The 23,573-nt window shown below is 67.4% G+C and carries 22 protein-coding genes; 5 read left to right on the top strand and 17 right to left on the bottom strand.

What is annotated here, in order from left to right; genetic code table 11:
* Window positions 1-2 precede the first annotated feature (2 nt).
* Entirely contained in the window at window positions 3-1,379 is a 1,377-nt protein-coding gene (locus ACYVJ8_RS00360) for a formimidoylglutamate deiminase (protein ID WP_460708676.1), read from the bottom strand.
* Window positions 1,380-1,461: 82 nt separating this feature from the next.
* Between ACYVJ8_RS00360 and hutI the strand changes: the two genes are divergently transcribed.
* Window positions 1,462-2,679 (top strand): imidazolonepropionase, encoded by a 1,218-nt coding sequence (gene hutI / locus ACYVJ8_RS00355; protein ID WP_460708674.1) that lies wholly within the window; start codon window positions 1,462-1,464, stop codon window positions 2,677-2,679.
* Between the two features lie 46 nt (window positions 2,680-2,725).
* A complete protein-coding gene (locus ACYVJ8_RS00350; RefSeq protein ID WP_460708672.1) occupies window positions 2,726-3,922 on the top strand; it encodes a dipeptidase in 1,197 nt (398 codons plus the stop codon).
* Between the two features lie 204 nt (window positions 3,923-4,126).
* Here the strand turns inward: ACYVJ8_RS00350 and ACYVJ8_RS00345 are convergent, their stop codons facing one another.
* From ACYVJ8_RS00345 to ACYVJ8_RS00325, 5 genes are all read right to left on the bottom strand, one after another.
* Window positions 4,127-4,315, bottom strand: a complete 189-nt coding sequence (locus ACYVJ8_RS00345) for a 30S ribosomal protein THX (protein WP_460708670.1) — start codon at window positions 4,313-4,315, stop codon at window positions 4,127-4,129.
* A gap of 126 nt (window positions 4,316-4,441) precedes the next feature.
* Window positions 4,442-4,876 (bottom strand): MerC domain-containing protein, encoded by a 435-nt coding sequence (locus ACYVJ8_RS00340; RefSeq protein WP_460708668.1) that lies wholly within the window; start codon window positions 4,874-4,876, stop codon window positions 4,442-4,444.
* Between the two features lie 36 nt (window positions 4,877-4,912).
* On the bottom strand, window positions 4,913-5,725 hold the full coding sequence (locus tag ACYVJ8_RS00335) for a metal ABC transporter permease (protein WP_460708666.1): 813 nt from the start codon (window positions 5,723-5,725) through the stop codon (window positions 4,913-4,915).
* The gene (locus tag ACYVJ8_RS00330; RefSeq protein ID WP_460708665.1) at window positions 5,722-6,621 is read right to left on the bottom strand and encodes a metal ABC transporter substrate-binding protein; all 900 of its coding nucleotides are present in this window, start codon (window positions 6,619-6,621) and stop codon (window positions 5,722-5,724) included. Before ACYVJ8_RS00330 ends, ACYVJ8_RS00335 begins: the two co-directional genes overlap by 4 nt.
* A gap of 16 nt (window positions 6,622-6,637) precedes the next feature.
* Window positions 6,638-8,029 carry a hypothetical protein gene (locus ACYVJ8_RS00325; RefSeq protein WP_460708663.1) on the bottom strand — a complete coding sequence of 464 codons (1,392 nt, stop codon included), beginning with the start codon at window positions 8,027-8,029 and terminating at the stop codon, window positions 6,638-6,640.
* 196 nt (window positions 8,030-8,225) lie between these two features.
* Between ACYVJ8_RS00325 and ACYVJ8_RS00320 the strand changes: the two genes are divergently transcribed.
* The gene (locus ACYVJ8_RS00320) at window positions 8,226-9,482 is read left to right on the top strand and encodes an MFS transporter (RefSeq protein WP_460708661.1); all 1,257 of its coding nucleotides are present in this window, start codon (window positions 8,226-8,228) and stop codon (window positions 9,480-9,482) included.
* 4 nt (window positions 9,483-9,486) lie between these two features.
* Here ACYVJ8_RS00320 and ACYVJ8_RS00315 read toward each other — a convergent pair whose 3' ends face one another.
* Together ACYVJ8_RS00315 and gltX are read right to left on the bottom strand one after the other, a co-directional pair.
* Complete coding sequence (locus ACYVJ8_RS00315; RefSeq protein WP_460708659.1) at window positions 9,487-9,981, bottom strand: transcriptional repressor; 495 nt, start codon at window positions 9,979-9,981, stop codon at window positions 9,487-9,489.
* Window positions 9,982-9,994: 13 nt separating this feature from the next.
* Complete coding sequence (gene gltX, locus ACYVJ8_RS00310) at window positions 9,995-11,398, bottom strand: glutamate--tRNA ligase (protein WP_460708657.1); 1,404 nt, start codon at window positions 11,396-11,398, stop codon at window positions 9,995-9,997.
* Window positions 11,399-11,481: 83 nt separating this feature from the next.
* Here gltX and lpxH point away from each other — a divergent pair, with 83 nt between their 5' ends.
* Window positions 11,482-12,213, top strand: a complete 732-nt coding sequence (gene lpxH, locus ACYVJ8_RS00305; RefSeq protein WP_460708655.1) for a UDP-2,3-diacylglucosamine diphosphatase — start codon at window positions 11,482-11,484, stop codon at window positions 12,211-12,213.
* A gap of 11 nt (window positions 12,214-12,224) precedes the next feature.
* Here lpxH and ACYVJ8_RS00300 read toward each other — a convergent pair whose 3' ends face one another.
* The 8 genes from ACYVJ8_RS00300 to serA form a co-directional block, all read right to left on the bottom strand.
* A complete protein-coding gene (locus tag ACYVJ8_RS00300; protein ID WP_460708653.1) occupies window positions 12,225-12,698 on the bottom strand; it encodes a COG3650 family protein in 474 nt (157 codons plus the stop codon).
* A 44-nt stretch (window positions 12,699-12,742) separates the two neighbouring features.
* Entirely contained in the window at window positions 12,743-13,570 is an 828-nt protein-coding gene (locus ACYVJ8_RS00295) for a ferritin-like domain-containing protein (protein ID WP_460708651.1), read from the bottom strand.
* A 7-nt stretch (window positions 13,571-13,577) separates the two neighbouring features.
* Window positions 13,578-15,047, bottom strand: a complete 1,470-nt coding sequence (gene purF / locus ACYVJ8_RS00290) for an amidophosphoribosyltransferase (protein ID WP_460708649.1) — start codon at window positions 15,045-15,047, stop codon at window positions 13,578-13,580.
* Between the two features lie 16 nt (window positions 15,048-15,063).
* A complete protein-coding gene (locus ACYVJ8_RS00285; RefSeq protein ID WP_460708647.1) occupies window positions 15,064-15,753 on the bottom strand; it encodes a CvpA family protein in 690 nt (229 codons plus the stop codon).
* A 50-nt stretch (window positions 15,754-15,803) separates the two neighbouring features.
* Window positions 15,804-16,799 carry an SPOR domain-containing protein gene (locus tag ACYVJ8_RS00280; protein ID WP_460708645.1) on the bottom strand — a complete coding sequence of 332 codons (996 nt, stop codon included), beginning with the start codon at window positions 16,797-16,799 and terminating at the stop codon, window positions 15,804-15,806.
* 99 nt (window positions 16,800-16,898) lie between these two features.
* Window positions 16,899-18,212 carry a bifunctional tetrahydrofolate synthase/dihydrofolate synthase gene (gene folC / locus ACYVJ8_RS00275; RefSeq protein ID WP_460708643.1) on the bottom strand — a complete coding sequence of 438 codons (1,314 nt, stop codon included), beginning with the start codon at window positions 18,210-18,212 and terminating at the stop codon, window positions 16,899-16,901.
* A 205-nt stretch (window positions 18,213-18,417) separates the two neighbouring features.
* Window positions 18,418-19,062 (bottom strand): histidine phosphatase family protein, encoded by a 645-nt coding sequence (locus tag ACYVJ8_RS00270; RefSeq protein ID WP_460708641.1) that lies wholly within the window; start codon window positions 19,060-19,062, stop codon window positions 18,418-18,420.
* A 2-nt stretch (window positions 19,063-19,064) separates the two neighbouring features.
* The gene (serA, locus tag ACYVJ8_RS00265) at window positions 19,065-20,630 is read right to left on the bottom strand and encodes a phosphoglycerate dehydrogenase (RefSeq protein ID WP_460708639.1); all 1,566 of its coding nucleotides are present in this window, start codon (window positions 20,628-20,630) and stop codon (window positions 19,065-19,067) included.
* 279 nt (window positions 20,631-20,909) lie between these two features.
* On the opposite strand from serA, the gene ACYVJ8_RS00260 reads away from it, so the two are divergent.
* Window positions 20,910-21,308 (top strand): DUF3224 domain-containing protein, encoded by a 399-nt coding sequence (locus ACYVJ8_RS00260; RefSeq protein WP_460708637.1) that lies wholly within the window; start codon window positions 20,910-20,912, stop codon window positions 21,306-21,308.
* Window position 21,309: 1 nt separating this feature from the next.
* Here ACYVJ8_RS00260 and ACYVJ8_RS00255 read toward each other — a convergent pair whose 3' ends face one another.
* Window positions 21,310-23,463 carry a S46 family peptidase gene (locus ACYVJ8_RS00255; RefSeq protein WP_460708635.1) on the bottom strand — a complete coding sequence of 718 codons (2,154 nt, stop codon included), beginning with the start codon at window positions 23,461-23,463 and terminating at the stop codon, window positions 21,310-21,312.
* Window positions 23,464-23,573 lie beyond the last annotated feature (110 nt).

Below are 23,573 nucleotides of genomic sequence, written 5' to 3'. Positions count from 1 at the left end.
GATCAGCTCAGCAGCGTGCGCATGACATCGCCGTAGCGCCGGGCGATGCCTTCGCGATCGCGATGCACGCCGTCGCGGACGACCGCTTCGCCGGCTACGTACACGTCGCGCACCAGGTTGCGGTTGCCGCTGAAGATCCAGCGATCGACCGCATCCTCGCGCTGCACACCGGCGAACGCCGGCGCATCGGCATCCAGCACCAGGAAGTCCGCAGGTTCGCCGGCGGCCAGCGCGCCGATGGCGTGTCCGCTCGATCGCGCCGCGCTGTCCAGCGCGTCACGCAGCAGGGTCTCGCCGACACTGCCGGAAGCACCGCCGACGGCAGCGCCGCCGACAAAGGCCGGCCGCACGGCGATATTGCGATGGCGGGTTACCAGGCGCTGGCCGTATTCGAGCCAGCGCAGTTCTTCGATAGGCGAGACCGAGATGTGCGAATCCGAACCCACGCCCCAGGCACCGCCCGCATCCAGGTAATCCCGCAGCGGAAACAGGCCGTCGCCGAGATTGCCTTCGGTCGTGGTGCAGATCGCCACGGTCGCGCCGCTGTTGGCGACCCGGAGCGTTTCCGCGGCGCTGAGATGGGTGGCGTGCACCAGCGTCCAGCGCGCGTCCACTGCCGCGTTGTCCAGCAGCCATTCCACCGGACGGGCATCGCGCAGCGCGAGGCAATCCTGCACTTCGCCCAATTGCTCGGCGATATGGATGTGGATGCGCACTTCCGGCGGCAGCGCCGCCAGCACCACCTGCATCGCGTCCGGCGGGACGGCGCGCAAGCTGTGCAGAGCGCAGCCGATACGCAGCGCCCCGTCTTCTTCGCCGCGCAGGGTGTCGAGCAGGCGCAGGTAGGCGTCGACGTTATGGCCGAAGCGCTGTTGCCGTTCGCCCAACGCGCGGCCGTCGAAGCCGCCGGTCATGTACAGCACCGGCAGCAGAGTCAGGCGGATGCCGGTATCGCGCGCGGCCTGGATGAGGGCGCGCGACATCGCCGCGGCATCGGCGTAGGGACGGCCGTCCGGCGCATGGTGCAGGTAGTGGAATTCGCACACGGTGGTGTAGCCGGCTTCGAGCATTTCCGCATACAGCTGCGCGGCGACGGCGTACAGCGATTCGGGATCGAAGCACGCGGCAAAGCGGTACATGGTTTCGCGCCAGGTCCAGAACGAATCGCTGGGATGGGTCTGGCGTTCGGCCATGCCGGCCATGGCGCGCTGGAAGGCGTGCGAGTGCAGGTTGGCGATGCCGGGAACCACCCAGCCGTCGCTGCCGCTGGGCTGCGCATTGCGGCGGACGGCGACGCGGCCGCGGGCGTCGATATCGAATCCGGCATCGGCCTGCCAACCGGCCGGGGTCCACAGCATGGCGGCGTCGAAGGTCTTCATGCCGCCATTCTCGCCGATCGCCCCGGCGTGCGGATCATTCCGCCGCGCGCCCGATCCGGGGCAGCCCGCTTAGAATCGCGCGATGACGACCCGTCCCTTCGATACGCTCCTTCTTGGCCCGAGCCTTGCAACGCTCGACGCCGCCAGCGGCTACGGCGAAATCAGCGATGGCACGCTCGCCTGGCGCGACGGCGTGCTGACGTTCGTCGGCCCGCGTTCGCAATTGCCCGGGGCGGCGCACGAACTCGCAGACGAGGTGATCGAAGCCGACGGCTGGATCACGCCGGGACTGATCGACTGCCACACCCACCTGGTCTTCGCCGGCGACCGTGCGCGCGAGTTCGAACTGCGCCTGCAAGGCGCGACCTACGAGGAAATCGCCCGCGCCGGCGGCGGCATCGTCTCCACCGTGCGCGCCACCCGCGAAGCGGACGAGGCCGAACTGCTGCAACAGTCGCTGCCGCGCGCCCGTGCCCTGCTCGCCGACGGCGCCACCACGCTTGAGATCAAATCCGGCTACGGCCTCGACTTCGACAACGAGCGCAAGACGCTGCGCGTAGCGCGGCAGGTCGGCAAAGAACTCGGTATCAGCGTGCGCACAACCTATCTGGCCGCGCACGCATTGCCGCCCGAATTTAAGGATCGCGCCGACGCCTATATCGACGCCGTATGCGAATGGTTGCCGCGATTGCATGGCGAAGGCCTGGTCGATGCAGTGGATGCGTTCTGCGAAGGCATCGGCTTCAGTCCGGCGCAGACCCGGCGCGTGTTCGAGGCCGCGCGAGCGCTCGGACTGCCGGTGAAGCTGCATGCCGACCAGCTCAGCGACCTGGGCGGTGCCGCGCTCGCGGCGGAGTTCGACGGTTTGTCCGCAGATCACGTCGAACACACTTCGCTCGACAGCGTGCGCGCGATGGCGCAGCACGGCACCGTCGCGGTGTTGCTGCCCGGCGCTTTCCATGTGCTGCGCGAAACCAAATTGCCGCCGCTGCAGGCGTTCCGCGAGCATGGCGTGGCGATGGCGGTCGCCACCGACTGCAATCCCGGGACATCGCCGCTGTTGTCGCTGCGACAGGCGATGCAGCTGGCCTGTACGCATTTCCGCCTGACGCCGGAGGAGGCGCTGCGCGGCGCGACCGTGCACGCGGCGCGTGCGCTCGGCCTGCGCGATCGTGGCGTGTTGCGCGTGGGCATGCGTGCGGATTTCGTACGCTGGGACGTGCGTCATCCGGCCGAGCTTTGTTACTGGCTAGGCGGACGCTTTGCCGCGCAGGTGTATGCCGGCGGTCGCGCCCTCTGATCTTCCGCGCTGCCACGGCCATGGCAGCACTCTGTTTGGAGAATGCATGAGACTCACTGCCTTCGCATCGCTCGTCGCCCCCGCGCTGCTTGCTGCCCTGCCGTTGTCCATCGCTCACGCGCAGGCCTCCGATGCGGCGCGACGCCTCGCCCAGGACGCCACGATCGTCGACACGCACATCGACGCGCCGACGGAGCTGGCCGATCACTGGAACGATCTGGGCGTCGCCACGCCGACGCGCGAATTCGATTATCCGAAGGCGCGCGAAGGCGGCTTGGATATCGCCTTCATGTCGATCTACACCTCGGCCGACGAGGACGATCAGGGCAAGGCCTGGCAGACCGCCAACACGCAGATCGACGCGGTCGAGGCGCTGGTGCAGCGGCATCCGGACAAGTTCGCGCTAGTTTCGTCGCCCAAGGATTTCAAGCGTCTACAGCGCGGCGGGAAGGTGCTGCTCGCGTTGGGCATGGAGAACGGGGCGCCGATCGCCGACGACATCAAGCAGCTGGCGGCGTTTCATGCGCGTGGGGTGCGTTACATCACTCTCGCGCATGGCCGCAATAACCGCATCAGCGATTCGGCCACCGATTTCTCGCCGCGCTGGAATGGCCTAAGTCCGTTCGGACGCGATGTGGTGAAGGAGATGAACCGGCTCGGCATCATGGTCGATGTTTCGCATCTGTCGGAGGATGCGATCCGTCAGGCGGTGGAGTTGAGCCGTGTGCCAGTGATCGCCAGTCATTCGGCGCTGCGCTATTTCACGCCGGGGTTCCAGCGCAATCTCAGCGACGAGAACGTCAAGGCGATCGGGGCGAAGGGCGGCGTGGTGCAGGTGCCGTTCGGCAGCATCTTCATCGATGCGCAGGCGGCGCAGACTTACTCGGCGTTCCTGCGTGAACGTGAGGCGTTCCGCGTCGCGAAAGCGGCGGCGCTTGCGGCCGGTAAGCCGGCACCCGGCCCAGAGCCGCAGTTCCCGAAGCTGCAGCCGACCTCGCTCAAGTCGGTGCTCGACAACATCGATCGCGTGGTGCAACTGGCCGGTATCGATCACGTCGGCATCGGTTCAGACTTCGATGGCGTGAACGGCGCATTGGCCGCGGAGCTGCACTCGGTTGCCGATTACCCGGTGCTGATCGCTGGCTTGCAGCAGCGCGGCTATAGGGATGCCGATATCCGCAAGATCCTCGGCGGGAATTTGCTGCGGGTTTGGGGTGAAGTCGAACGGAGCGCAGAGCAGTAGGGCTGCGGGCAGGCAGGCGGCGCCGGTGGGCCTGCGTGACACGCCGTGAATCCGTCCATGGAGGCTTCTCGGCGGCATCCATGCCGCCGACAGTCACGCAGACCCACCAGCACCGCCTGCCTCTCACACATCTCGGAGGCCTTGGCAAAAGGCATAAAAAAAGCCCCGCGATGCGGGGCTTTTTGTTACCTCTGAAGATTCCGCTTAGGCGGCGCTCTTCTTGGCCACGGCCTTCTTTGCCGGGGCCTTGGAAACGGTCTTGGCTGCGGCCTTCTTCGCGACCGGAGCGGTCGCGGTGCCGGCGGCCTTGGTCACGGCCGAGGCGCTGCGGGCATTCCCGTAGCTGGAGTTGTAGCGCTTGCCCTTAGCGGTCTTGCGGTCGCCCTTACCCATGTTCCTACTCCTGAAGCTGTCGAAAAATACGCCGCACCGGTGCGGCTGAAAATGTTCGCGGCGCGCGCGAGGCCGCGAAGTCTACCACGCCAGATCCTATCCCTCAGACCCATGCAAACGAGTCGCTCAATGCGCGCAGGTCGCATTGTGGACGTGGACATGGTTTAGCCGGAGGTTGGCCAGGTGGGCCAGGCCCACCAGCGTGCCGCCGAAGGTCATCGCAAGGGCGTGCGGCACCAGGGCATGGTGCAGCGGGTCGTACAGGATTCCGGTCCACAGCACCGCCAGACCCGGCAGGAGCAGGCCCAGGGCGCGCACTGCGCCATGGCGGCGATAGCCCCAGATGACGCTGAACAGGCCCAGCAGCGTCGCAAAGATCACGAAGCCACGCTCAAAGTCGTCGCCCAGCCAGGCCGCGATGCCGAGTGACGGCAGCACCGCGATCACCAGCGGCAGCAGTGCGCAATGGATCGCGCACAGCAACGAGCCGACCGCCCCCAGCCGATCGATCAGCGACCGGGTGGTGCGATGGACGCTGGATCGGGGGGAGTAGTCGCTCATCGCGTTACATTGTAACAGTTGCAAGCCTTTGATCCGTCAGGAAGCGGCGTCGAAAACGGGCCGTTCCGTTTCATGGGCGGGATGCGAGCGGCGGACCGCAGGGACGGCCTGGGCCAGCAAGGCACAGCCGGCCAGCGTCCACACGATCATGGCGCCGCTGGGCAGGTCGAGTACCGCCGAAAGCCCCAAACCGAGGATGTAGCCCAGCGCCCCGATGACGTAGGCCGCCACCAGGCGGCCACGGCCCTTCATGCCCGCCGTTGCCAGCGCCGGCACGATCAGGCTGGCGAAGACCAGGTACACGCCGACCAGCTGCACCGAGGCCGTGATCGCGAGGGCGAACAACGCGTAAAACAGCAGCCCGGCCAGCTTGCCGCCACGCAGCCACATGAAGGCCAGCAGGGCCACCGACAGCACGATCGCCGGAATCAGCTGCGAATAGCTGACCCATAGGATCTGCCCCACGAGTAGATCCTTGAGGTGCTCGCCGCCCTGCGGGTTGTCGGCCAGCAGCAGCAGGCCGCCGGTTGCGGCCAGGGCGAACAGGGTGCCGATCAGCGGCTCCTGATATTCCGGCCAGCGCCGGTCCGTCCACGACAACAGACCGGCACCGGCCAAAGCGGCGGCCGCCGCGGCCACCTGTACGCCCAGGCCATGCTCATCGATACCGAGGTACTGCGCGAGGATTACACCGAGCCCGGCGATCTGTGCGATCGCCAGGTCGATGAAGATGATGCCGCGCGACAACACCTGTTTGCCCAGCGGCACGTGCGTGGAAAGCACCACGAGCCCGGCGACGCACGCCGGGCCCAGGATGCTGAGGTCGAGACCTTCCCAATTGAGTGTCACTTGGCGGCTCCCAGCAGCTTGCTGATGGTCGAATCGAACAGGCCGAACAGATCCTTCGATTGCGCGTCGCCGCCGACGGTGAACGGCAGCGACACCGCCGGCACGCCGGTGCGGCCGGACAACCATTCCGACGGCTTCCCGTCCTGATAGGCCGCGCGCACGATCGCGAGCGTGTTGCCGTTCTTGGTAGTCGTGATCAGGCTCGCCAGATGCGCGCTGGTCGGCGGTACGCCCGGCTTGGGCTCGAGCGCACCGATCTGGTTCATGCCGAGCCAATCCCACAGATAGACCCAGCTGATGTGGTGGACGACGACATTGCGGCCCTTCAGCGGCGCCGCCTGCGCCTTCCACTTCGCCATCGCCGCCAGCCAGCGCTTGCTGAAGTCGGCCAGACGCTGCTGGTAGGTCGCGGCATTGGCAGGATCGAGTTGGGCCAGGCGCGCATCGAGCGCCTTGGCGATCACCAGCACGCGGCGCGGATCCATCTGCACGTGCGGATTGCCGTCGGGATGCACGTCGCCGTAGGCGCGGTCCAGCGCGGTCGGCTTCTCCAGCGTCTTCACCTGCGCGGCGGCCATGAAGTTGCCGGCGCCCCCAGTGATCTTCGAGTTGCCAGACTGGCGGACCAGCTGCGGCAGCCAGCCCACTTCGAGTTCGGCACCGGTGCACACCAGCAGGTCGGCGCTGCGCACCTTGGCGATCAGGCTGGGCTTGGCTTCGATCTGGTGCACGTCCTGCAGTGCGGACGTACCGACATCGACGTCGACCTTGTCGCCGGCCAGTTCCTGCACCAGCGAACCCCATTCCGGTTCGCAGGCGAAGACTTTCAGCTTGGCCTGCGCGGGCGTCGATACCAGCGCGGAGAGCAGCAATGCGGAGATGGCGAAGACTTTCATCGTAAGGGCCTCGAACTTAGAACTTGTGCGCGCCGTGCGCGCCCAGGCTGGTCTGATATTGCAGGGTGACGGCGTTGTCGCTGTCTTCGGCGTTGGGTTTGTCGCGGCTCAGCTGCAAACGGAACAGGCTGAATTCACTGTTGCGCCAAGTGAGTTCGGCAGTATGGCGATACGGATCGAAATCGCTGGCATACGGGCCGCTCGCGTCCGCCCAAAGCTTGTCGTAGCGGTAGCCGACGTCCCAGAGGCGATTGAGCCGGTACACGGCTTCGACGTAGCCGCCGCGGCGCTGGCCGTTCCAGGCCGAGGTGATCGTCTCGTCTTCCGGATCGATGAACACGCCGTCGCGATCGTCGAGGAAGTATTCGGTGCGCAGGGTGACGCCGCCGTCCTTGAAGTTGCCCTGCGGCGCCCACTTCCAGGTCGCGTCGGCGAGATAGATCTTCGCGTCGCCGCTGAAGCCGTCTTCGCCGCCTTCGGTCTTGGTTTTCAGCATCGACACGCCGGCGAGCCAGGAATTTTCGCTGCCGACGTCGCCACCGACGTGCGCGAACAGCGTGCGCGTGCCGAGGCCGCCATCTTGCGCACCGCCGCTGGGATAGTTCTGGCCGCGCAGCACTTCGCCGCCGACTTCGAACAGCAGGCTGGTCGGCGCGACCCAGCGCAGCTGCACGCCGTCGTCGCCGTACTGGCCGCCGAGGAAGGCCTGATAGGCCAGCGGGCGATCGAAGAAGTTGTCGGTGTGTGCGTGATGGCTGTTGAGGTAGCCGACGTTGGAGAAGAAGCGACCCATGCGCAGGCTGAAACCGGCCGGCAACGAGGTGGTGTCGATGTAGGCCTCTTCGATGCCGACGTGGTCCTCGCCGTCCTCGCTCTCGATCGCGGCGGTGAGTTGGCCGTAGAACTTGTCGTCGATGTTGGCGGCGAAGGAGACCTCGCTCTCGCCCAGCGAAAAACCGTTCGCGCTGGGACCGCTCTCGCCCACCAGCGGGAAGCCGGCGCGCGCGTAGCTGTCGGGATCGAGCGAGTGATGCGAATAGCTGCCGTTGAGGATGATGCTGATCGCCGGGTTGAACGCGTTGCCATTGGCGCCGCTGGCGCTGGTGGCGCCCTCCGGGGCCGCGAGGGCAGCCGTGGTGTCGGCGGGCACAGCGGCGGTCGTGTCGGACTCGGGCGTGGCGGCCAGGGCGTCGATTTCGGCCTGCTCGCTGCTGGCCGGCTCGCCGGCGGTCGGGGCCGGGGCGGCGGGCGTCGTGCTTTGGGACTTCAGCGCCTGCAGTTCCACCTGTAGCGCCTTGACCTGGGCTTCGAGTGCTTCGATACGGCGATCGGTGGCGGCGTCGGCGGCGAACGCCGGGGACGTGCCCAGCGCGCTCAGGACACCGATGACAAGCAAGGCCTTCCGCATGGGCTTGGAGTCTCGTTAAGGGGACGGGTTGACGGGATGTAATAACATAACACTCACGCCAGGCGGTCAATAGGACGCAGGTCATGGGCCGGCATGGGTTCAGGCGATCGGGCCGATCCGGCAAATGCGCGGATGCGACGCCAGCGTTTCACCCGCGTCGCCGATGGCGGCCGCTCCGCGCTCGATACTGCCGCGGATGAAAACGACCGCCGACATCAACAGCCCGGCTGCGGCCGCCTCCACCGCGCACTACTGGCCGCTGGTCCTGGCCGCCACCGCGATGCTCATGGTCACCATGGGCATCCGCCAATCGATGGGGCTGTTCGTCAGCCCGATCGGCAAGGCGACCGGCCTGGGCATCGCGCAGATCAGCTTCGCGCTTGCGATCGGCCAGTTCGTGTGGGGTGCGGTGCAGCCGGTGTTCGGCGCGATCGCGGACAAACAAGGCCCCGGACGCGTGCTCGTGATGGGCGGTCTGCTGCTGGTGGCGGGCACGGCGCTGGTGCCGTTCTTCGGCTCCGAATGGGGCCTGATGCTGACGCTGGGCGTTCTGACCGCCGCGGGTGCGGGCGCTGGCAGCTTCTCGGTATTGATCGGCGCGACCGCACAGCAGGTGCCGGCGACGAAGCGTTCGATGACCGGCGGCGTGATCAACGCGGGTGGTTCGCTCGGGCAATTCCTGTTCGCTCCGTTCACGCAGGCGGTGATCAGCGCCTTCGGCTGGGCGGCGGCGATGTGGACGCTGGCGATCGCGGCGCTGGCGACTTTGCCGCTCGCCTTCCCACTGCGGCGTCGTGCGGCCGCAACGCCCAGCCACGTGGCCGTCATAACCGGCGCGGGCGGGATGACATTGCGCGAACAGCTGCGCATCGCCCTGCGCGATCGCAGCTACTGGATGCTGCACATCGGCTTCTTTACCTGTGGCGTGCACATCGCCTTCCTGGTCACGCATCTGCCGACGGAAATCGCGATGTGCGGACTGTCGCCGCAGGTGTCGGCGATCAGCCTGGGCTTGATCGGACTGTTCAACATCGGCGGCAGCCTGGGCATCGGCTGGCTCGGCCAGCGCTATCGCATGAAGAATCTGCTGGCGCTGATGTACGCAAGCCGCGCCGTGCTGGTCGGCGTGTATCTCGTTTCCCCGCCCACGCCGATGACGTTCTTCCTGTTCGCCGCGGGCCTGGGCGTCACCTGGCTGGCGACGGTGCCGCCGACGGCGGGCCTGGTGGGCAAGCTGTTCGGGCCGCGCTACCTGGGCACGCTATTCGGCCTGACCCTGCTGTCGCATCAGATCGGCGGCTTCCTGGGCGCGTGGGTCGGCGGCCTCGTGGTCGAACGCTTCGGTGGCTATACCTGGATGTGGTACGCCGACATCGTGCTGGCGCTGCTGGCCGCTGTCGCCAACCTACCCATCCGCGAAACCCGTCCGGTGCTGCAGCCCGCGACCGCTTGAATCGCTAGCTCGCCGCGCCCTGCTTCGCGCACGCGGCGCACAGCCCATGCACTTCCAGCGTCTGCGCCTGCGGCATGAAGCCCAGCGCGCGTGCGCTGGCATCGAGCGAATCGACGATGTCCGCGTCTTCCAGCTCGGTCGCGGACTGGCAGTTGTCGCAGATCAGGAACGGCACCGCATGCGATTCGCCGCCCGGATGGTGGCAGCCGACGTAGGCATTGATCGACGCGAGCTTATGAATGAAGCCGTTTTCTAGCAGGAAATCGAGCGCGCGATAGACCGTCGGTGGCGCCGCGGCATCGTGCGTCGCCTTCATCTGATCGAGCAGGTCGTAGGCCTTGATCGGCCGGCCCGCGTCGGCGATCAGCCGCAACGCGTTCGCACGGATCGGGGTCAGACGCAGGCCGCGCTGCTCGCACGCACGCTCGACCTCGCGCACGAAGCCATCGCCGTCGTGGACGTGGTGCTTGGGGTCGGTGCAGGCGTGGGAATGGGTCATGGCAACCCCTGATTTATGCCCCAACCGGCAGCTTTGCAAGGGCCGCGTCGATGCGCGCCACCGCCTCGCCCTGCCCCGCCAGATAGACGGTGTGCGAGATATCCGGGCTGACCTGGGTGCCGGTGATGGCCACGCGCATGGGCTGGGCGACCTTGCCCATGCCGATGCCGAGCGCTTCGGCCGTCTCGTGCAGCGCGGCGGCGACGGATTCGGCCGTCCACGACGGCAGCTTCGCCAGGCGTTCGCGCGCATCGGAGAGCGGCGCCTGCGCGGCCGCAGTGAGGTGCTTGGCGACGGCGGCCTCGTCGTATTGCGTCAGTGGCTGGAACCACACCGCGGCGCGCTCGGCCATGTCCTTCAATGTCTGCACGCGGTCGCGCAGGGCGACGACGATGTCGGCGGGCTTGGGGCCGCGCGCCAGGTCGTAACCGTTGTTCTGCAGATGCCACTCCAGGTGCGTGGCCACATCATTCGGATCGTCGCTCTTGAGGTACTGCTGGTTGAGCCAGCCCAGCTTCGCCGGATCCAGGCGCGAGGCCTTCGCGTTGACGTCCTTGAGATCGAACAGCGAGGTCATCTCCGCGATCGAGAAGATCTCCTGATCGCCATGCGACCAGCCCAGCCGCACCAGATAGTTCAGCAGCGCATGCGGCAGATAGCCCGCATCGCGGTACTGCATCACGTCAGCCGCGCCGGTGCGCTTGGACAGCTTGGCCCCGTGCTCGTCGAGGATCATCGGCAGGTGCGCGAAATGCGGCACCGGCTTGCCCAGCGCGTGATAGATGTTGATCTGGCGCGGCGTGTTGTTGACGTGGTCGTCGCCGCGCACGACATCGGTGATCGCCATGTCGATATCGTCGACGACGACGGCGAAGTTGTAGGTCGGATAGCCGTCGGAACGGAAGATCACCAGGTCGTCGAGCTCGGCATTGCTGATCTCGATGCGGCCCTTGACCTTGTCCTCCCAAGCGACCGCGCCGTCGAGCGGGTTTTTGAAGCGGATGACGCGGTTGGGATCGTCGCGGAAGCCTGCGTTCTGCTCGCGATAGGCGCCGTTGTAGCGCGGCTTCTCGTTCTTCGCCATCGCCGCTTCGCGCATGGCTTCGAGCTCTTCCTTGGTCTCGTAGGCGTAGTACGCGTGACCCGAAGCGACCAGCTGCTCGGCGACTTCGCGATAGCGCGCAAGGCGGTGGGTCTGGTAGATCGGGCCCTCGTCGTAGTCCAGGCCCAGCCACTGCATGGCATCGAGGATCGCGTCGATCGCGGCCTGCGTGCTGCGCTCCTGATCGGTGTCCTCGATGCGCAGGATGAACTGCCCGCCGTGGCGGCGCGCCTCCAGCCAGCAGTACAGCGCGGTGCGCGCGCCGCCGATATGCAGATAGCCGGTGGGACTGGGGGCGAAGCGGGTGCGGGTCATCGTGGTGCTCGGCGGTACGGCGGAAAGTCGCTGATTTTAACGGACGGGGATGGTTCCGGCCCGCGTCGCCTAAAATGGCCCCCATGACCACCCTTTTCATCTCCGACCTGCACCTCGATGCCGAGCGCCCGCAGGTCACCGATCTGTTCGGCCGTTTCCTGCGTGAAGAAGCACGCCGCGCCGACGCGCTGTACATCCTGGGCGACCTGTTCGAAGCCTGGGTGGGCGACGATGATCCGTCCGAAACCGGCGCCTTCGTGGCCGCTGAACTGCGCGCGCTCGCCGACGGCGGCGTGCCGGTGTACTTCATCCGCGGCAACCGCGATTTCCTGCTCGGCGACGCCTATGCGCGCCGCGCGGGTGCGACCATCCTGCCGGATCCGGCGGTGGTGGAGCTATACGGGGAACCGACCCTGATCATGCACGGCGACACCTTATGCACCGACGACGTGGCCTACCAGCAGTTCCGCGCGCAGGTGCGCAATCCGGCGTGGCAGCAGCAGTTCCTGTCGCAGCCGCTGGCGGCGCGCTTGGCGTTCGCACAGCAGGCGCGCGCGGCAAGCAAGGCGCATCAGGCCGGCCTGCAGGACAAGGGCACGATGGAAAGCATCACGGATGTGTCGCAGCAGACCGTTGAGGCGACGCTAACGAGGTTCGGCATCAAGCGCCTGATCCACGGGCATACGCATCGGCCAGCGATCCATGAGCTGCAGATCGACGGGCGTACGCATCAGCGGATCGTGCTGGGAGATTGGTACGACCAAGGTTCGGTACTACGCGTCAGCAGAGACGACGCGGAACTGTCTTCGCTCTAGAAGCGGGCGCCCTACTTCGCCGCTTCGCCACAACCCTTGTACGTGGCGTCACCCAGAATGAAGGTCGCCACGAACTCGTAGCGGTTGTCCGACATGCCGTCGCTGCAGGCACCGGGCGTCAGGGTCAGGTTGAAATCGCGGTCGCCGTCCTTGCCGGCGAAGACCATGCCGGTCAGCGAGGGCATGCGGCGTCCATGCAGTGTCGTTCCTTCCTGGTTTTCCGGCGTGCTGAACACCAGCGTGTCGCCATCCACGCGCGCGCCCCAGAACGGCTCGTTGCCGAAGCCGCGGAACGCCAGCACCGGTTCGTTCTCCTGGCCCGCGGCGCGTTTGCCTTTCGCGCCCTGCGGCGGCGTCGCGTCTTTCATATCGGCAGCTTCCTTCGTGGCCGGATCGTTCGATGGCGCCGGCGGCGGCACGTTGCGCGGGCAGGCGGCCAAAGCCAGGACCACGGCCACCCATGTCATCGAACGAGGAAGAGTCATGGACACAGCTCCGTCAGAACGGCCGCACGCTAGCGGCCCCCATGTTATCCAGCGGTGAGGCTCGCCGCTGCCGAAGCTTCGGCTTGCAGGCTTTGCAGCTCGTCCGCATCGAAGCCCGCCTCCAGTCGCGCGGCGGTGTTGAACGGGCCGTGCAGCACGCCGCCGGCGAATTCGCGCAGCAGTTCGCGAAAACGCGCGCGCGGCTCCACGCCGGCGCGTTCGCAATACCAGCGATACCAGCGCGAACCGGCGGCTACGTGGGCGACCTCTTCGCCCAGGATTACTTCGAGGATCTCCGCCGTCACCGCATCGCCCAGCGAGCGCAGCTTCACGATCATGCCCGGCGTGACATCTAGCCCGCGCGCCTCCAGCACGCGCGGCACCAGCGCCATGCGGGCGAGGCCGTCGTGCGCGGTCTTCTCGGCCATTTCCCACAGGCCGTTGTGCGCGTCGAAGTCGCCGTAGTCGTGGCCGAGCTGCTGCAGTCGTTCGCGTAGCATGGCGAAGTGGCGCGCTTCGTCGTGCGCGACGCCGATCCAATCGGCGTAGAAGGACGCAGGCAGGCCACGGAAGCGGTAGGCCGCGTCCCAGGCCAGGTCGATCGCGTTGAATTCGATGTGCGCGACGGCGTGGATGAAGGCCGCCAGTCCGTCCTTGCTGCCGAAGCCGCGGCGCGGCAGATCGCGCGGATGCACCAGCTTCGGCCGCTCGGGACGGCCGGGCATGCGGATCGGCTCGGGAGCTGGCGCGTCCTGCGCAATCGCCAACTCGCCGCGGTGGAACGCGGCGACCGCGGCGAAGGTGCTCGCCAGCTTAGCGTCGGGCGACGCTGCGTCGAGGCAGGCGCGCGCCGCTTCGAATAGCGAGTTCATTCCCGCCTTACGACGCCCGCCGCGTCTTCTTCGCCTCGTCCGAGCGCAGCTGCTTGATGCGATCGAAGTAGCCGTCCTCGATACCGGTCACGTACTCGCCGTTGAAGCAGGACGAATCGAAGTGCTCCATGCGGTGCTTGGGCCCGGACACGGCTTCCTCCAGGTCCGCGAGGTCCTGGTAGATCAGCCAGTCGCAGCCGAGCAACTTCTGCACTTCCTCTTCGCTGCGGTCGTGCGCGACCAGCTCTTCCGCCGACGGCATGTCGATGCCGTAGACGTTGGGATAGCGCACCGGCGGCGCGGCGGAGGCGAGATACACCTTGCGCGCACCGGCGTCGCGCGCCATCTGCACGATCTGCTGCGAGGTCGTGCCGCGCACGATCGAGTCGTCGACCAGCAGTACGACGCGGTTCTTGAACTCCAGCGGGATCGGGTTGAGCTTGCGGCGCACCGACTTCGAGCGCTGGCCCTGCCCCGGCATGATGAAGGTGCGGCCGACGTAGCGGTTCTTGATGAACCCCTCGCGGTACTTCACGCCCAGCACGTTGGCGATTTCCAGCGCGGCGTCGCGCGAGGTGTCTGGGATCGGGATGACCGTGTCGATGTCGTGGTCCGGGCGCAGGCGCAGGATCTTCTCGCCGAGCTTCTGGCCCATGCGCATGCGCGCCTTGTGCACCGAGATGTTGTCCATCATCGAGTCGGGGCGGGCGAAGTACACGTATTCGAAGATGCACGGCGTGTGCACCTGCGGCGGCGCGGTCTGCCGGGTGAACAGCTCGCCGCGTGCGGTGATCACGACACATTCGCCCGGCGCGACGTCGCGCACGCGCTCGAAACCGAGCAGGTCGAGCGCGACCGATTCGGAGGCGACCGCGTATTCGTCCGATCCATTCTTGGTGCGCTTGCCCAGCACCAGCGGACGAATGCCGTGCGGATCGCGGAAGGCCACCAGGCCCAGGCCCAGCACCGAGATCACCACCGCGTAACCGCCGATGCAGCGACGGTTCACGCCCTCGATCGCCTTGAACACCGCATCCGGCGTCAACGCCTTCTGCAGGCTCAGCTCGTGCGCGAACACGTTGAGCAGCACCTCGGAGTCCGACTCGGTGTTGACGTTGCGCAGGTCCTGCTCGAACACCTCGCGACGCAGCTTGTCGGTGTTGATCAGATTGCCGTTATGGGCCAGCGCGATGCCGTAGGGCGAGTTGACGTAGAACGGCTGCGCTTCGTCCGAACCTTCCGAACCGGCGGTCGGATAGCGGCAGTGTGCGATGCCGAACTTGCCCTGCAGCAACAGCATCGAGTTTTCGTCGAAGACGTCGCTGACCAGGCCGTTGCCCTTGTGCACGCGCAACTTGCCGCCATCGGCGGTGGCGATACCGGCCGCGTCCTGGCCGCGATGCTGCAGCACCGTCAGGCCGTCGTAGAGCTGGGCGGCGACATCCGTGTTGCCGACGATTCCGAGAATGCCGCACATAGCAGTAAACCTTTTTTCAGTGGACTTCGACCGCGTGCGGCGAACCGTTCGCGGGCGTGTCCGGGGTGACCGGTTTCGGATCCGGCGGCGGCGTGGTTTTTACCGACGCTGCCGGCGGAAGAATTTCGGGGATCGACTCGGGCAATGCTTCCGGCATCACCCGCTTGAGTTGTTCGGTCTGCGCTTCGACCTGTGCCTGCAGCGAGGTGCCACGGCCTTCCAGATCGACGCGTTGCGCCATCCACGGCGGCATCGCGGCGCGCATCCATTGCGCCACCGGCAGCAGCAACGCTACGCCGGCGGATTCATGCCACGCGTCCTTGCCGGGAATACTGGTCAGTCCGAGCATCAACAGCAGCGCGCAGGCGAGAAACAATCCGCGCACCACGCCGAGGCCGAGGCCGAACAGGCGATCCACGCCCGACAATCCCGCGCCGTGGACGAGGCGCCGCACCACCAGGCCGACCAGCGCCACCGCGATCCACACGACGGCGAAGCTCAGCGCGTAACCGCCCAGGTATTCGCCCCAGCCCGCCTGACCGTCGGTCAACAGGCTACGGCCCACGTCGTCGCCGAACAGATATGCGGCCAGTCCGCCCAGCAACCAAGCCACCAGCGACATCACCACGCCGATCAGTCCGCGGAACAGCCCCAATACGGCCGACACGCCGACGATCAGCAGCAATACCCAATCCAGCGCCGTCATGGCTCGTAACTCCTACAACCTTTGCCTGGCCGCGAGCGGACGCGGGTACGTCACGGATGCGGCTTGACGATGGCGTCGCCGATACCGAGCTTCGCCGCCACCTGGGCGCGCAGCTGATCGGCTTCCGCACGCGTCAGCACCGGGCCGACGCGGACGCGGCTCAGCACGCCCTTGTCGGTGCGCACGGATTCGACGAATGCGCGCAGACCCGCGGCACGCGCGCGGTCGCGCAGCTTGTTGGCTTCGGCGGCGCTTGCGAAGGCGCCCAGTTGCACGGCGAATCCGGTCCCGGTCGCGGCGGCGGGCTTGGGCGCTGCCGGCTTGGGTGCCGGCTCCTTGGGGGCCGCCGGCTTGGGCGCGGGCTCGGCAGGCCTCGCCGGAGCCGGCTTGGTCTGCGCCAGCGGTTCGGGCTTGGCGGGAGGCGGGGAAGCGGCCGCTACCGGTTGCGAGGCCGAAGACTCCGGCTGGGTCGAAGGCGTGGGCTCGGCCGAAGACGCGGGCGAAGCCGGCTGGGCGGCGTCCGCGTTCAGCACGATCACCTTGGCGCCGACATCGTCGCGCACATGCGCGGCGCGCAGGCGGGCCGATTCGGCGTCCGCCTGGGTGGCGAACGGACCGATGCGGACGCTGTAGAGGGTGCGGCCCTTGTCGGTGGCCGCTTCCTGATAACCGGGCAATTGCGAATTGCGTAGGACGGCGACGACCTTGTCGGCGTCGGCAGCGGTGGCGTAGCGACCGAACGAGACTGCGTAATCGCCCCCGGCAGTGGAAGCCGGCATCATCCCGGCCTGGACGCCGGCGGCCGGCTCGGGCTGGCTCGCGTCCATGCCGACGACGCCGCTCGCGGGCGCCGCGGCGGGCGCGACCAGCGGCAGTTCACGGGTCTGCATCGAGCCGTCGGCCTGCGGAGCATCCGGGAGTTTCAGTGGAACATCGGAGACGCCGCTTTCGGGCGCCGGGCCCTTGATCAGCATGGGCAGAAAGATCACCGCCAATGCCACCAGCACAACTGCACCGACCACTCGCTGCTTCAGGGCGGGTTCCATCGAATCGGGGGCCTCGGGGGAATGCGCGGCGATTATAACCGTCGCGCTTGCGCCCGGCCTGAAGCGGAATTCATATCGTCGCCCGTGAGACCGGTCTGCTCAGTCTTCGCGGAGCCATTGCAGGGCGGCGGCCGCGGTATGGAAGGAACCGAAGACCAGCACGCGCTGTCCCGGCGCCGCGGCGGCGATGGCCGCTTCCAGCGCCTGTTCCACCGTGGCGTGGCGCGAACCGGCGGCGGCGGCCGTACCGGACAGGCGCTGCGCGAACGCCTCGACCGGCAGCCCGCGCGGCCCGTGCTCCGCCAGGCCGGCCAGGTGCCAGGTGTCGATATGCGGCGCGAGCGTCTGCACCACGGCGCGCGCGTCCTTGTCCCCCAGTGCGGCGAAGACCGCGTGGACCGGGCCTCGCGCCGAGGAAGCGGCCAGCCATTGCGCCAGTTCGCGCGCCGCCTGCGGGTTGTGGCCGACGTCGATCACGACTTCGACGCCGTCGCGCTCGAAACGCTGCAGGCGCGCCGGTATCTGCGCGTGGGCGACGCCTTCCGCTACCGCCGCGGCCGGCAGCTTTTTGCCCAGCGCGCGCAAGGCGGCGATGGCGGTCGCGGCGTTGCGCACCTGCGCCGGCGCAGCCAGTTGCGGCAGCGGCAGATCCTTGAAGCTCTGGCGTGTTTCGCGCCAGGTCCAGCGACCTGCGGCCGGCAGTACGGCATCGGTGGGGCTGTAGCGGTTGCCCTGCCCCTGCGCGGTTTCGAAGAAGAAATCGCAACCGGCGCGAATGGCCGATGCGCCGATCGCATACGCATGGCGCAGCACCGACGCGGGCGGATCGTCGTCGCCCAGCACCAGCGGTTTCCAGGCGCGGGCGATGCCGGCCTTCTCGAAGCCGATGGCTTCGCGGTCGTCGCCGAGATAGTCCTGGTGGTCCAGATCCACGGTCGTGATCACCGCGACGTCGGGGTCGACCAGGTTGGTGGCGTCGAGGCGGCCACCGAGTCCGACTTCGAGGATCGCCAGATCGAGGCCGCTGCGTTCGAACAGCCACAGCGCGGCGAGCGTGCCGTATTCGAAGTAGGTCAACAGCGTCTGGCCGCGCGCGGCTTCGATCGCTTCGAACGCGGCGACCAGATCGGCATCGCCGGCGTTGCCGCCCTCGATGCGCACGCGCTCGTTGTACGTCAGCAAGTGCGGCGAGGTGTAGGCACCGACCTTCCAGCCCGCGGCGCGCGCGATCGCCTCGATGAAGGCGACCGTCGAGCCCTTGCCGTTGGTACCGCCGACGGTGATGACTTTCTTCGCCGGACGTTTGAGACCCAGGCGTGCGGCGACTTCGCGGACGCGGTCCAGGCCCATGTCGATGGTTTTGGGGTGTTGGCGCTCGATGTAGTCGAGCCATTCGGCGAGCGATTGCGGCATGGGCGCATTGTAGAAGCGAAAGTCAAAAGCACCCCTCACACCCCAAGGGTGCTTCCTTCGGGGCGTCCGCCCCTTCGGGGCACCTTCTCCCCGCTGTGCGGGGAGAAGGAACAGCAGTCACCCCTCGCCCCGCTTGCGGGGAGAGGGACAGCGTCGCGCTGCGACGCAGGGTGAGGGGACGTCGCCGACAGCGATTCGGCGAGCGCTACAACGCCCGATGCACCGCCTCCCCAAACAACGCCGTGTGATGGCTGCAATCATTCAGCCGCACCACGTCGAGATGATCCACGTCTGGCCCCTCAAGCAAATTGAGCGTCGTCGGCGCCTGCCGGAACGACCACAACTTCGACAACGGCATGCCGAGAATGCGGCACAACAGAACGCGATTCACCGCATCGTGCGCGACCACCAGCAGCGTCTGGTGCGCACCGAGTCCTTCGCAAGCGCGCGCGAACGCGGGCCAGGCGCGATCGAGCACGTGCTGCAAGGACTCGCCCTGCGGCATCAGCACTTCGTGCGGCGCGTGCCGCCAGGCATGCATCAGCTCCGGATCGCGCTCGCGGATTTCTTCGGCGAGCAAACCTTCCCAGGTGCCGTGGGCGATTTCCTTGAGCCCGTCGTCGAGCGACAGCATCGCCACACGCTCGTCGCCGAGCGCCAACTGCGCGGTGCGCGCGGCACGCACCAGCGGCGAAGCGACGGCGCGGTCGATGCGCACGTCGGCCAGGCGTTCGCCCAGCGCGCGCGCCTGCACTTCGCCCACGGGCGAGAGCGGGATGTCTTCCTGGCCCTGGTAGCGGCCTTCGGCGTTCCAGGGGGTTTCGCCGTGGCGTGCGAGCAGGATCTTCATGCTTACACCTGCTGCAGCGAGAGCACGCCGGGCGTGGCGCGGAGCTTGTCGAGCTGCGATTCGCTCAACGGTTGATCGACCGTGATCGCCGCGCGCGCCTGGCCGTCGCCGGCAGCACCCAAGGCGAAGTTGACGATATTGATGCCGGCGCCGCCCAGCAGCGAACCCACCGTGCCGATCATGCCGGGACGGTCTTCGTTGCGCATGAGCAGCACGTTGGCCTGCGGATCGAACTCGATCTCCACGCCATCCAGGCGCACCACGCGCGGGCCGCGATGCAGGGTCGCTTCGATCTCGCGCGGCTTCTTGCCGCCTTCGACACGGATGCGCAGCAGGCGATCGAAACCGTCGCCGTCGCCACCCACGGTTTCGGCCACGACCAGGCCGCGGCCTGCGGCTTCCTGCAGCGCGTTGACCGGCGTGACGCGGCCCGAGTGCGTGCCCAGCAGCGCGGCGACGAGCAGGCGCGTCAGCGGGCGCGTGTCGAGCGCTTCGGTGCGGCCGGCGTAGGTGATCGTCAGCTTGGTCGGCGCATCGACCAGGCGTGCGGCGAGCTTGCCGAGCGCGGTCATCAGCGGCATCCACGGGCCGACTTCGCGCGCGGCCTCGGCGGTGAGCGGCGGCAGGTTGACGCAGCCGGCGACGGCGCCGGTGGCGGCGAAGTCGATGATCTGCCGGGCCAGGATGGTGCTCACGGCCTGCTGCGCTTCGCTCGTCGATGCGCCCAGGTGCGGGGTGAGGATCAGCCTGGGATGCCGGCGCAGCGGCGAATCGCTCTGCAATGGTTCGGTGGCGAAGGTATCGAGCGCGGCGCCGGCGATCTGGCCTTCGTCGAGCAGACGCAGCAGCGCCGTTTCGTCGACGAGGCCGCCGCGCGCGGCGTTGATGATGTACGCGCCCTTCTTCATCGCGCGCATGCGTTCTTCGGAGAGCAGATTGGTCGTCTCCTTGGTGCGCGGGATGTGCAGCGTCACGATGTCGGCCCAGGCGAGCAGCTCGTCCAGCGTCTTCAAGGGCACGCTGCCCTTGCCCGCGGCCGCGGCCGGCAGGAACGGATCGTGCGCGGCGACTTCCATGCCGATGCCCTGCGCCTTGCGCGCGACGGTGCCGCCGATGCGGCCGAGGCCGATCACGCCGAGTTTCTTACCCTCCAGTTCGAAGCCGGTAAGGCCGGCCTTGGGCCACTCGCCCGCCTTCATGCCTGCATCCGCGCGGGGGATATGCCGTGCGAGCGCGAACAACAGCGAGATCGCATGTTCGGCCGCGGCGAGGGTGTTTCCGTCGGGCGCATTCATCACCGCGATGCCCTTGGCGGTGGCGGCGTCCACGTCGATGGTGTCGACGCCGGCGCCGGCGCGCCCGATCACCTTCAAGTGGGGCGTGTTGGCGATCGCTTCGGCGGGCACCTTGGTCGCCGAACGCACCAGGATGGCGTCGACATCGGCGAGGGCCAGGGCGAGGACTTGGGGATCCTTGATCGGATCGTTGGCGACGACGACTTCCCAGCCCGCATCGCGGAACAGGGCCAGACCGTCTTCGTGAATGCCATCGCAAGCCAGTACTTTCATCGCAAGCTCCAGTGTGAGGTGGGAGCGCGGAAAGCCTGCGAGCCGGCACTGCGTGACCTGTGGCGTCGGGCAACGGATGGATCTGTTGCGGGACGCATGCGTCGCACGGAAGGCGCAGACGCGGTAACACACGGGTCGGGAGACGGGGCCGGCTGGCATGGGAATCCGCGACGGCCACAGCCTAGCAGAGGTGGTACCGGGATTCGCAACAGTTGCTTATGAAATCGCATGCAGGGGGCGCGTACGATGCGGCCTTCCCCCGCTCAAGGACGCGAAGCAATGAACCAGCAGGTCAAAGGCCCCTTCGACGTGAAGCGCACCGCCATGGAAGCCGTCGATGCGGGCGGCGATGCCAGCTTCGGCCGCATCCGCTTCGAGAAGCGCTTCCATGGCGACCTGGACGCCACCAGCGTGGTGGAGATGCTCAGCGCCGGCAATCCCGCTACTGGTTCGGCCGGCTACGTCGCGGTCGAACACCTGATCGGTTCACTGCAGGGACGCCGCGGCCGCTTCATGATGCAGCACAACGGCGTGATGAATCGCGGGCAGGCCTCGCTCACGCTCACCGTGGTGCCCGACTCCGGCACCGACGAACTGGCCGGCCTGCACGGCCGCATGCAGATCGACATCGCCGAAGACGGCGCGCACTTCTATACCTTCGATTACGCGATCGACTGATTCACTCCGCCGGAAGATTCATTTCCTTCAGCAGGTGCGGCGCCGGATACACCTTGGCCAGCAGCCAGCGCAGGTAACGCAGGTCGACGTGGATGGCGCGCTTGTAGTGCGGGTCGAACATCCAGCTCGCGCTCACCGCTTCCCAATTGCTGTCGAAGTTCAAACCGATCAGGCGCCCGCGCGCATCCATCACCGCCGAACCGGAATTGCCGCCGGTAGTATCGAGGTTGGTGAGGAAATCCACCGTCTGCGTGCCCAGGCTCGGTTCGGCGGTCGTGCCGAAGTCGCCCTTGGCGATCGCTTCGCGCAATGGCTGCGGCGCATCGAACGGCTCGGCTCCGGTGTGCTTCTCGACGATGCCCTGCACCGTCGTCAGCGGCCGGTAGCGCACGCCGTCGCGCGGATCCATCGCACTGACGCGGCCGTAGCTCACGCGCAAAGTCGAATTCGCATCCGGATACACCGCACGTCCCTGCGACTTGCGGAAGCCGATCAGTGCGCGCATGTAGGCGGGCCGCAGGCGCAGCAGTTCGCCGGCGCTGGCCTTGTTTTCGTCTTCCACGCGCAGCAGCGCCGGCAACAGGGTGGCGGCTGCCTTGAGCAGGCTGTCGTTCGACGCGGTCAGGGCAGCGCGGTCGGCCTGCATCGCGTTGAGCCGTTCGGCTTCCGCGCCGAGTTTCGTGTTGGCATACAACGCATCGAGGCTGGTCTTCAGCTGCTGCGGCGTCGTGCCGAACACGGCATCGAACTCCTGCACGTGCTGCGCGGCAGGCAGGGCCTGGTACTGGCTGACCAGGTCGGTGAGCAGGGCCTTTTCGACTTCGGGCGCGTAACGGCGCTGCACCTGCTTGAGCTGGCCGGCGATCAGCACTTCGTCTCGCTGCTGGTAGCCGCTTTCGCGTTCGGCATCGCGCTTGCTGCGTTCGTGCGCGAGCCGCTGCAGGGTCACCGCGGATTTCAGCAGCTGCGTCTGCGAGACGATTACGCCCAGCAGCTGGTCGCGCTCGCGCATCGCCGCAGCCTGATCTAGCACGGCCTGCGCGGCGGTGATGTCGGTGCGGACCGCGCGGGCATCGGACTGCTTGTCCAGCCAGGCGTACATCGCCTGTTCGTCTTCGCTTCGCACGCGCACGGCGTCGCTGCGGCGCAGGCCGTCGAGTTCGCCCTGCGCACGCTTGAGGCTGTTCTTCAGGCTGCGCACCTGCGAGGCGTAGGCGACGCGCGCGGTTTCGTCCTTCGCCGCGGTGCCTTCGATCGTATCGATCATGCGTTGGTACAAGGCGACGCGCGACGGCAGTTGCCATTCCACCTGGCTGGCGAATTCGGAGGCCATGCGGTGGCGGAACGTGACGCCGGGATAGCCCGCCAGCATCGCGTAGTCGCCTTCCTTGAAGTGCTGCGTCGACACCTGCAAATGCGACGGCGGCACGAACGGCACGTTGTCCGGCGAATAGTCGGCGGGTTTGCCGTCCTTGCCGACATAGGCGCGCAGCAGGGTGAAGTCGCCGGCATGGCGCGGCCAGACGAAGTTGTCGACTTCCCCGCCGTAGTTGCCGATCGCGCTCGGCGGCGCGTAGACCAGGCGTACGTCGCGCAGTTCGAGCTGGCGCACCAGATAGAAGTCGGTGCCGTAGTACATGTTGGCGACGCTGCAGCGATAGCCCGGCTCGCGTTCGCACTCGGCGACGACGGCCTTGGTCGCATTGTCCACCGCGTCGTAATAGGCGCGGCCCTGCTTGCCCCGGGCGCCGGCCAGGATGCGATCGGTCACGCGGTCGAAGCCGGTGGTGACCAGCACGCGGTAGTCCGGGTTCGCCGGCAGCTCGGCACTGCGGTCGGCGGCGATGTAGCCGTCCTTGATCAGGTCGCGGTCTGGCTTCGAGTTGTACTGGATCACGCCGAAGGCGACGTGGTGGTTGGTCAGCACCAGGCCCTGGTTCGAGACGAATGCGCCGCTGGCACCGCCGACCTTCACGACCGCGTTCATGGGTGCCTTGGCGAGCTGGGAGAGTTCGCGCGGATTGCCCTCGAAACCGGCGGCCTTCATCTGCTTGGCGATGTCCGGCAGCTGCGACGGCATCCACATCCCTTCGTCCGCGTGCGCGGTGGTTCCCAGCACAAGCAGAAGGGACAGGGGCAGCAGACGGTGGCGCATGGTCGTCACTCGACAGGGTGTGGCGGAAGGAGCCGGCGACGATAGGCGAAGGCCACGCTTTTCAGCAAATGGCCGCAGCGCGGACGGGCCAGCGCACGACCCGGCCGCAA

The organism is Lysobacter terrae, from assembly GCF_054782215.1.
The sequence above is the reverse complement of the archived record's forward strand: the minus strand, read 5'-3'. Positions and strand labels throughout refer to the sequence as shown.

Excerpts from the sequence above, each read along its gene's own strand:
- ACYVJ8_RS00340 (WP_460708668.1), bottom strand. The coding sequence starts at position 4,876 with ATGAGCGACTACTCCCCCCGATCCAGCGTCCATCGCACCACCCGGTCG.
- lpxH (WP_460708655.1), top strand. The coding sequence starts at position 11,482 with ATGACCACCCTTTTCATCTCCGACCTGCACCTCGATGCCGAGCGCCCG.
- ACYVJ8_RS00325 (WP_460708663.1), bottom strand. The coding sequence starts at position 8,029 with ATGCGGAAGGCCTTGCTTGTCATCGGTGTCCTGAGCGCGCTGGGCACG.
- gltX (WP_460708657.1), bottom strand. The coding sequence starts at position 11,398 with ATGACCCGCACCCGCTTCGCCCCCAGTCCCACCGGCTATCTGCATATC.
- ACYVJ8_RS00285 (WP_460708647.1), bottom strand. The coding sequence starts at position 15,753 with ATGACGGCGCTGGATTGGGTATTGCTGCTGATCGTCGGCGTGTCGGCC.
- ACYVJ8_RS00360 (WP_460708676.1), bottom strand. The coding sequence starts at position 1,379 with ATGAAGACCTTCGACGCCGCCATGCTGTGGACCCCGGCCGGTTGGCAG.
- folC (WP_460708643.1), bottom strand. The coding sequence starts at position 18,212 with ATGCCGCAATCGCTCGCCGAATGGCTCGACTACATCGAGCGCCAACAC.
- ACYVJ8_RS00270 (WP_460708641.1), bottom strand. The coding sequence starts at position 19,062 with ATGAAGATCCTGCTCGCACGCCACGGCGAAACCCCCTGGAACGCCGAA.
- ACYVJ8_RS00295 (WP_460708651.1), bottom strand. The coding sequence starts at position 13,570 with ATGAACTCGCTATTCGAAGCGGCGCGCGCCTGCCTCGACGCAGCGTCG.
- ACYVJ8_RS00300 (WP_460708653.1), bottom strand. The coding sequence starts at position 12,698 with ATGACTCTTCCTCGTTCGATGACATGGGTGGCCGTGGTCCTGGCTTTG.
- ACYVJ8_RS00345 (WP_460708670.1), bottom strand. The coding sequence starts at position 4,315 with ATGGGTAAGGGCGACCGCAAGACCGCTAAGGGCAAGCGCTACAACTCC.
- ACYVJ8_RS00315 (WP_460708659.1), bottom strand. The coding sequence starts at position 9,981 with ATGACCCATTCCCACGCCTGCACCGACCCCAAGCACCACGTCCACGAC.
- ACYVJ8_RS00260 (WP_460708637.1), top strand. The coding sequence starts at position 20,910 with ATGAACCAGCAGGTCAAAGGCCCCTTCGACGTGAAGCGCACCGCCATG.
- ACYVJ8_RS00320 (WP_460708661.1), top strand. The coding sequence starts at position 8,226 with ATGAAAACGACCGCCGACATCAACAGCCCGGCTGCGGCCGCCTCCACC.
- purF (WP_460708649.1), bottom strand. The coding sequence starts at position 15,047 with ATGTGCGGCATTCTCGGAATCGTCGGCAACACGGATGTCGCCGCCCAG.
- ACYVJ8_RS00330 (WP_460708665.1), bottom strand. The coding sequence starts at position 6,621 with ATGAAAGTCTTCGCCATCTCCGCATTGCTGCTCTCCGCGCTGGTATCG.
- ACYVJ8_RS00350 (WP_460708672.1), top strand. The coding sequence starts at position 2,726 with ATGAGACTCACTGCCTTCGCATCGCTCGTCGCCCCCGCGCTGCTTGCT.
- ACYVJ8_RS00255 (WP_460708635.1), bottom strand. The coding sequence starts at position 23,463 with ATGCGCCACCGTCTGCTGCCCCTGTCCCTTCTGCTTGTGCTGGGAACC.
- serA (WP_460708639.1), bottom strand. The coding sequence starts at position 20,630 with ATGAAAGTACTGGCTTGCGATGGCATTCACGAAGACGGTCTGGCCCTG.
- ACYVJ8_RS00280 (WP_460708645.1), bottom strand. The coding sequence starts at position 16,799 with ATGGAACCCGCCCTGAAGCAGCGAGTGGTCGGTGCAGTTGTGCTGGTG.
- hutI (WP_460708674.1), top strand. The coding sequence starts at position 1,462 with ATGACGACCCGTCCCTTCGATACGCTCCTTCTTGGCCCGAGCCTTGCA.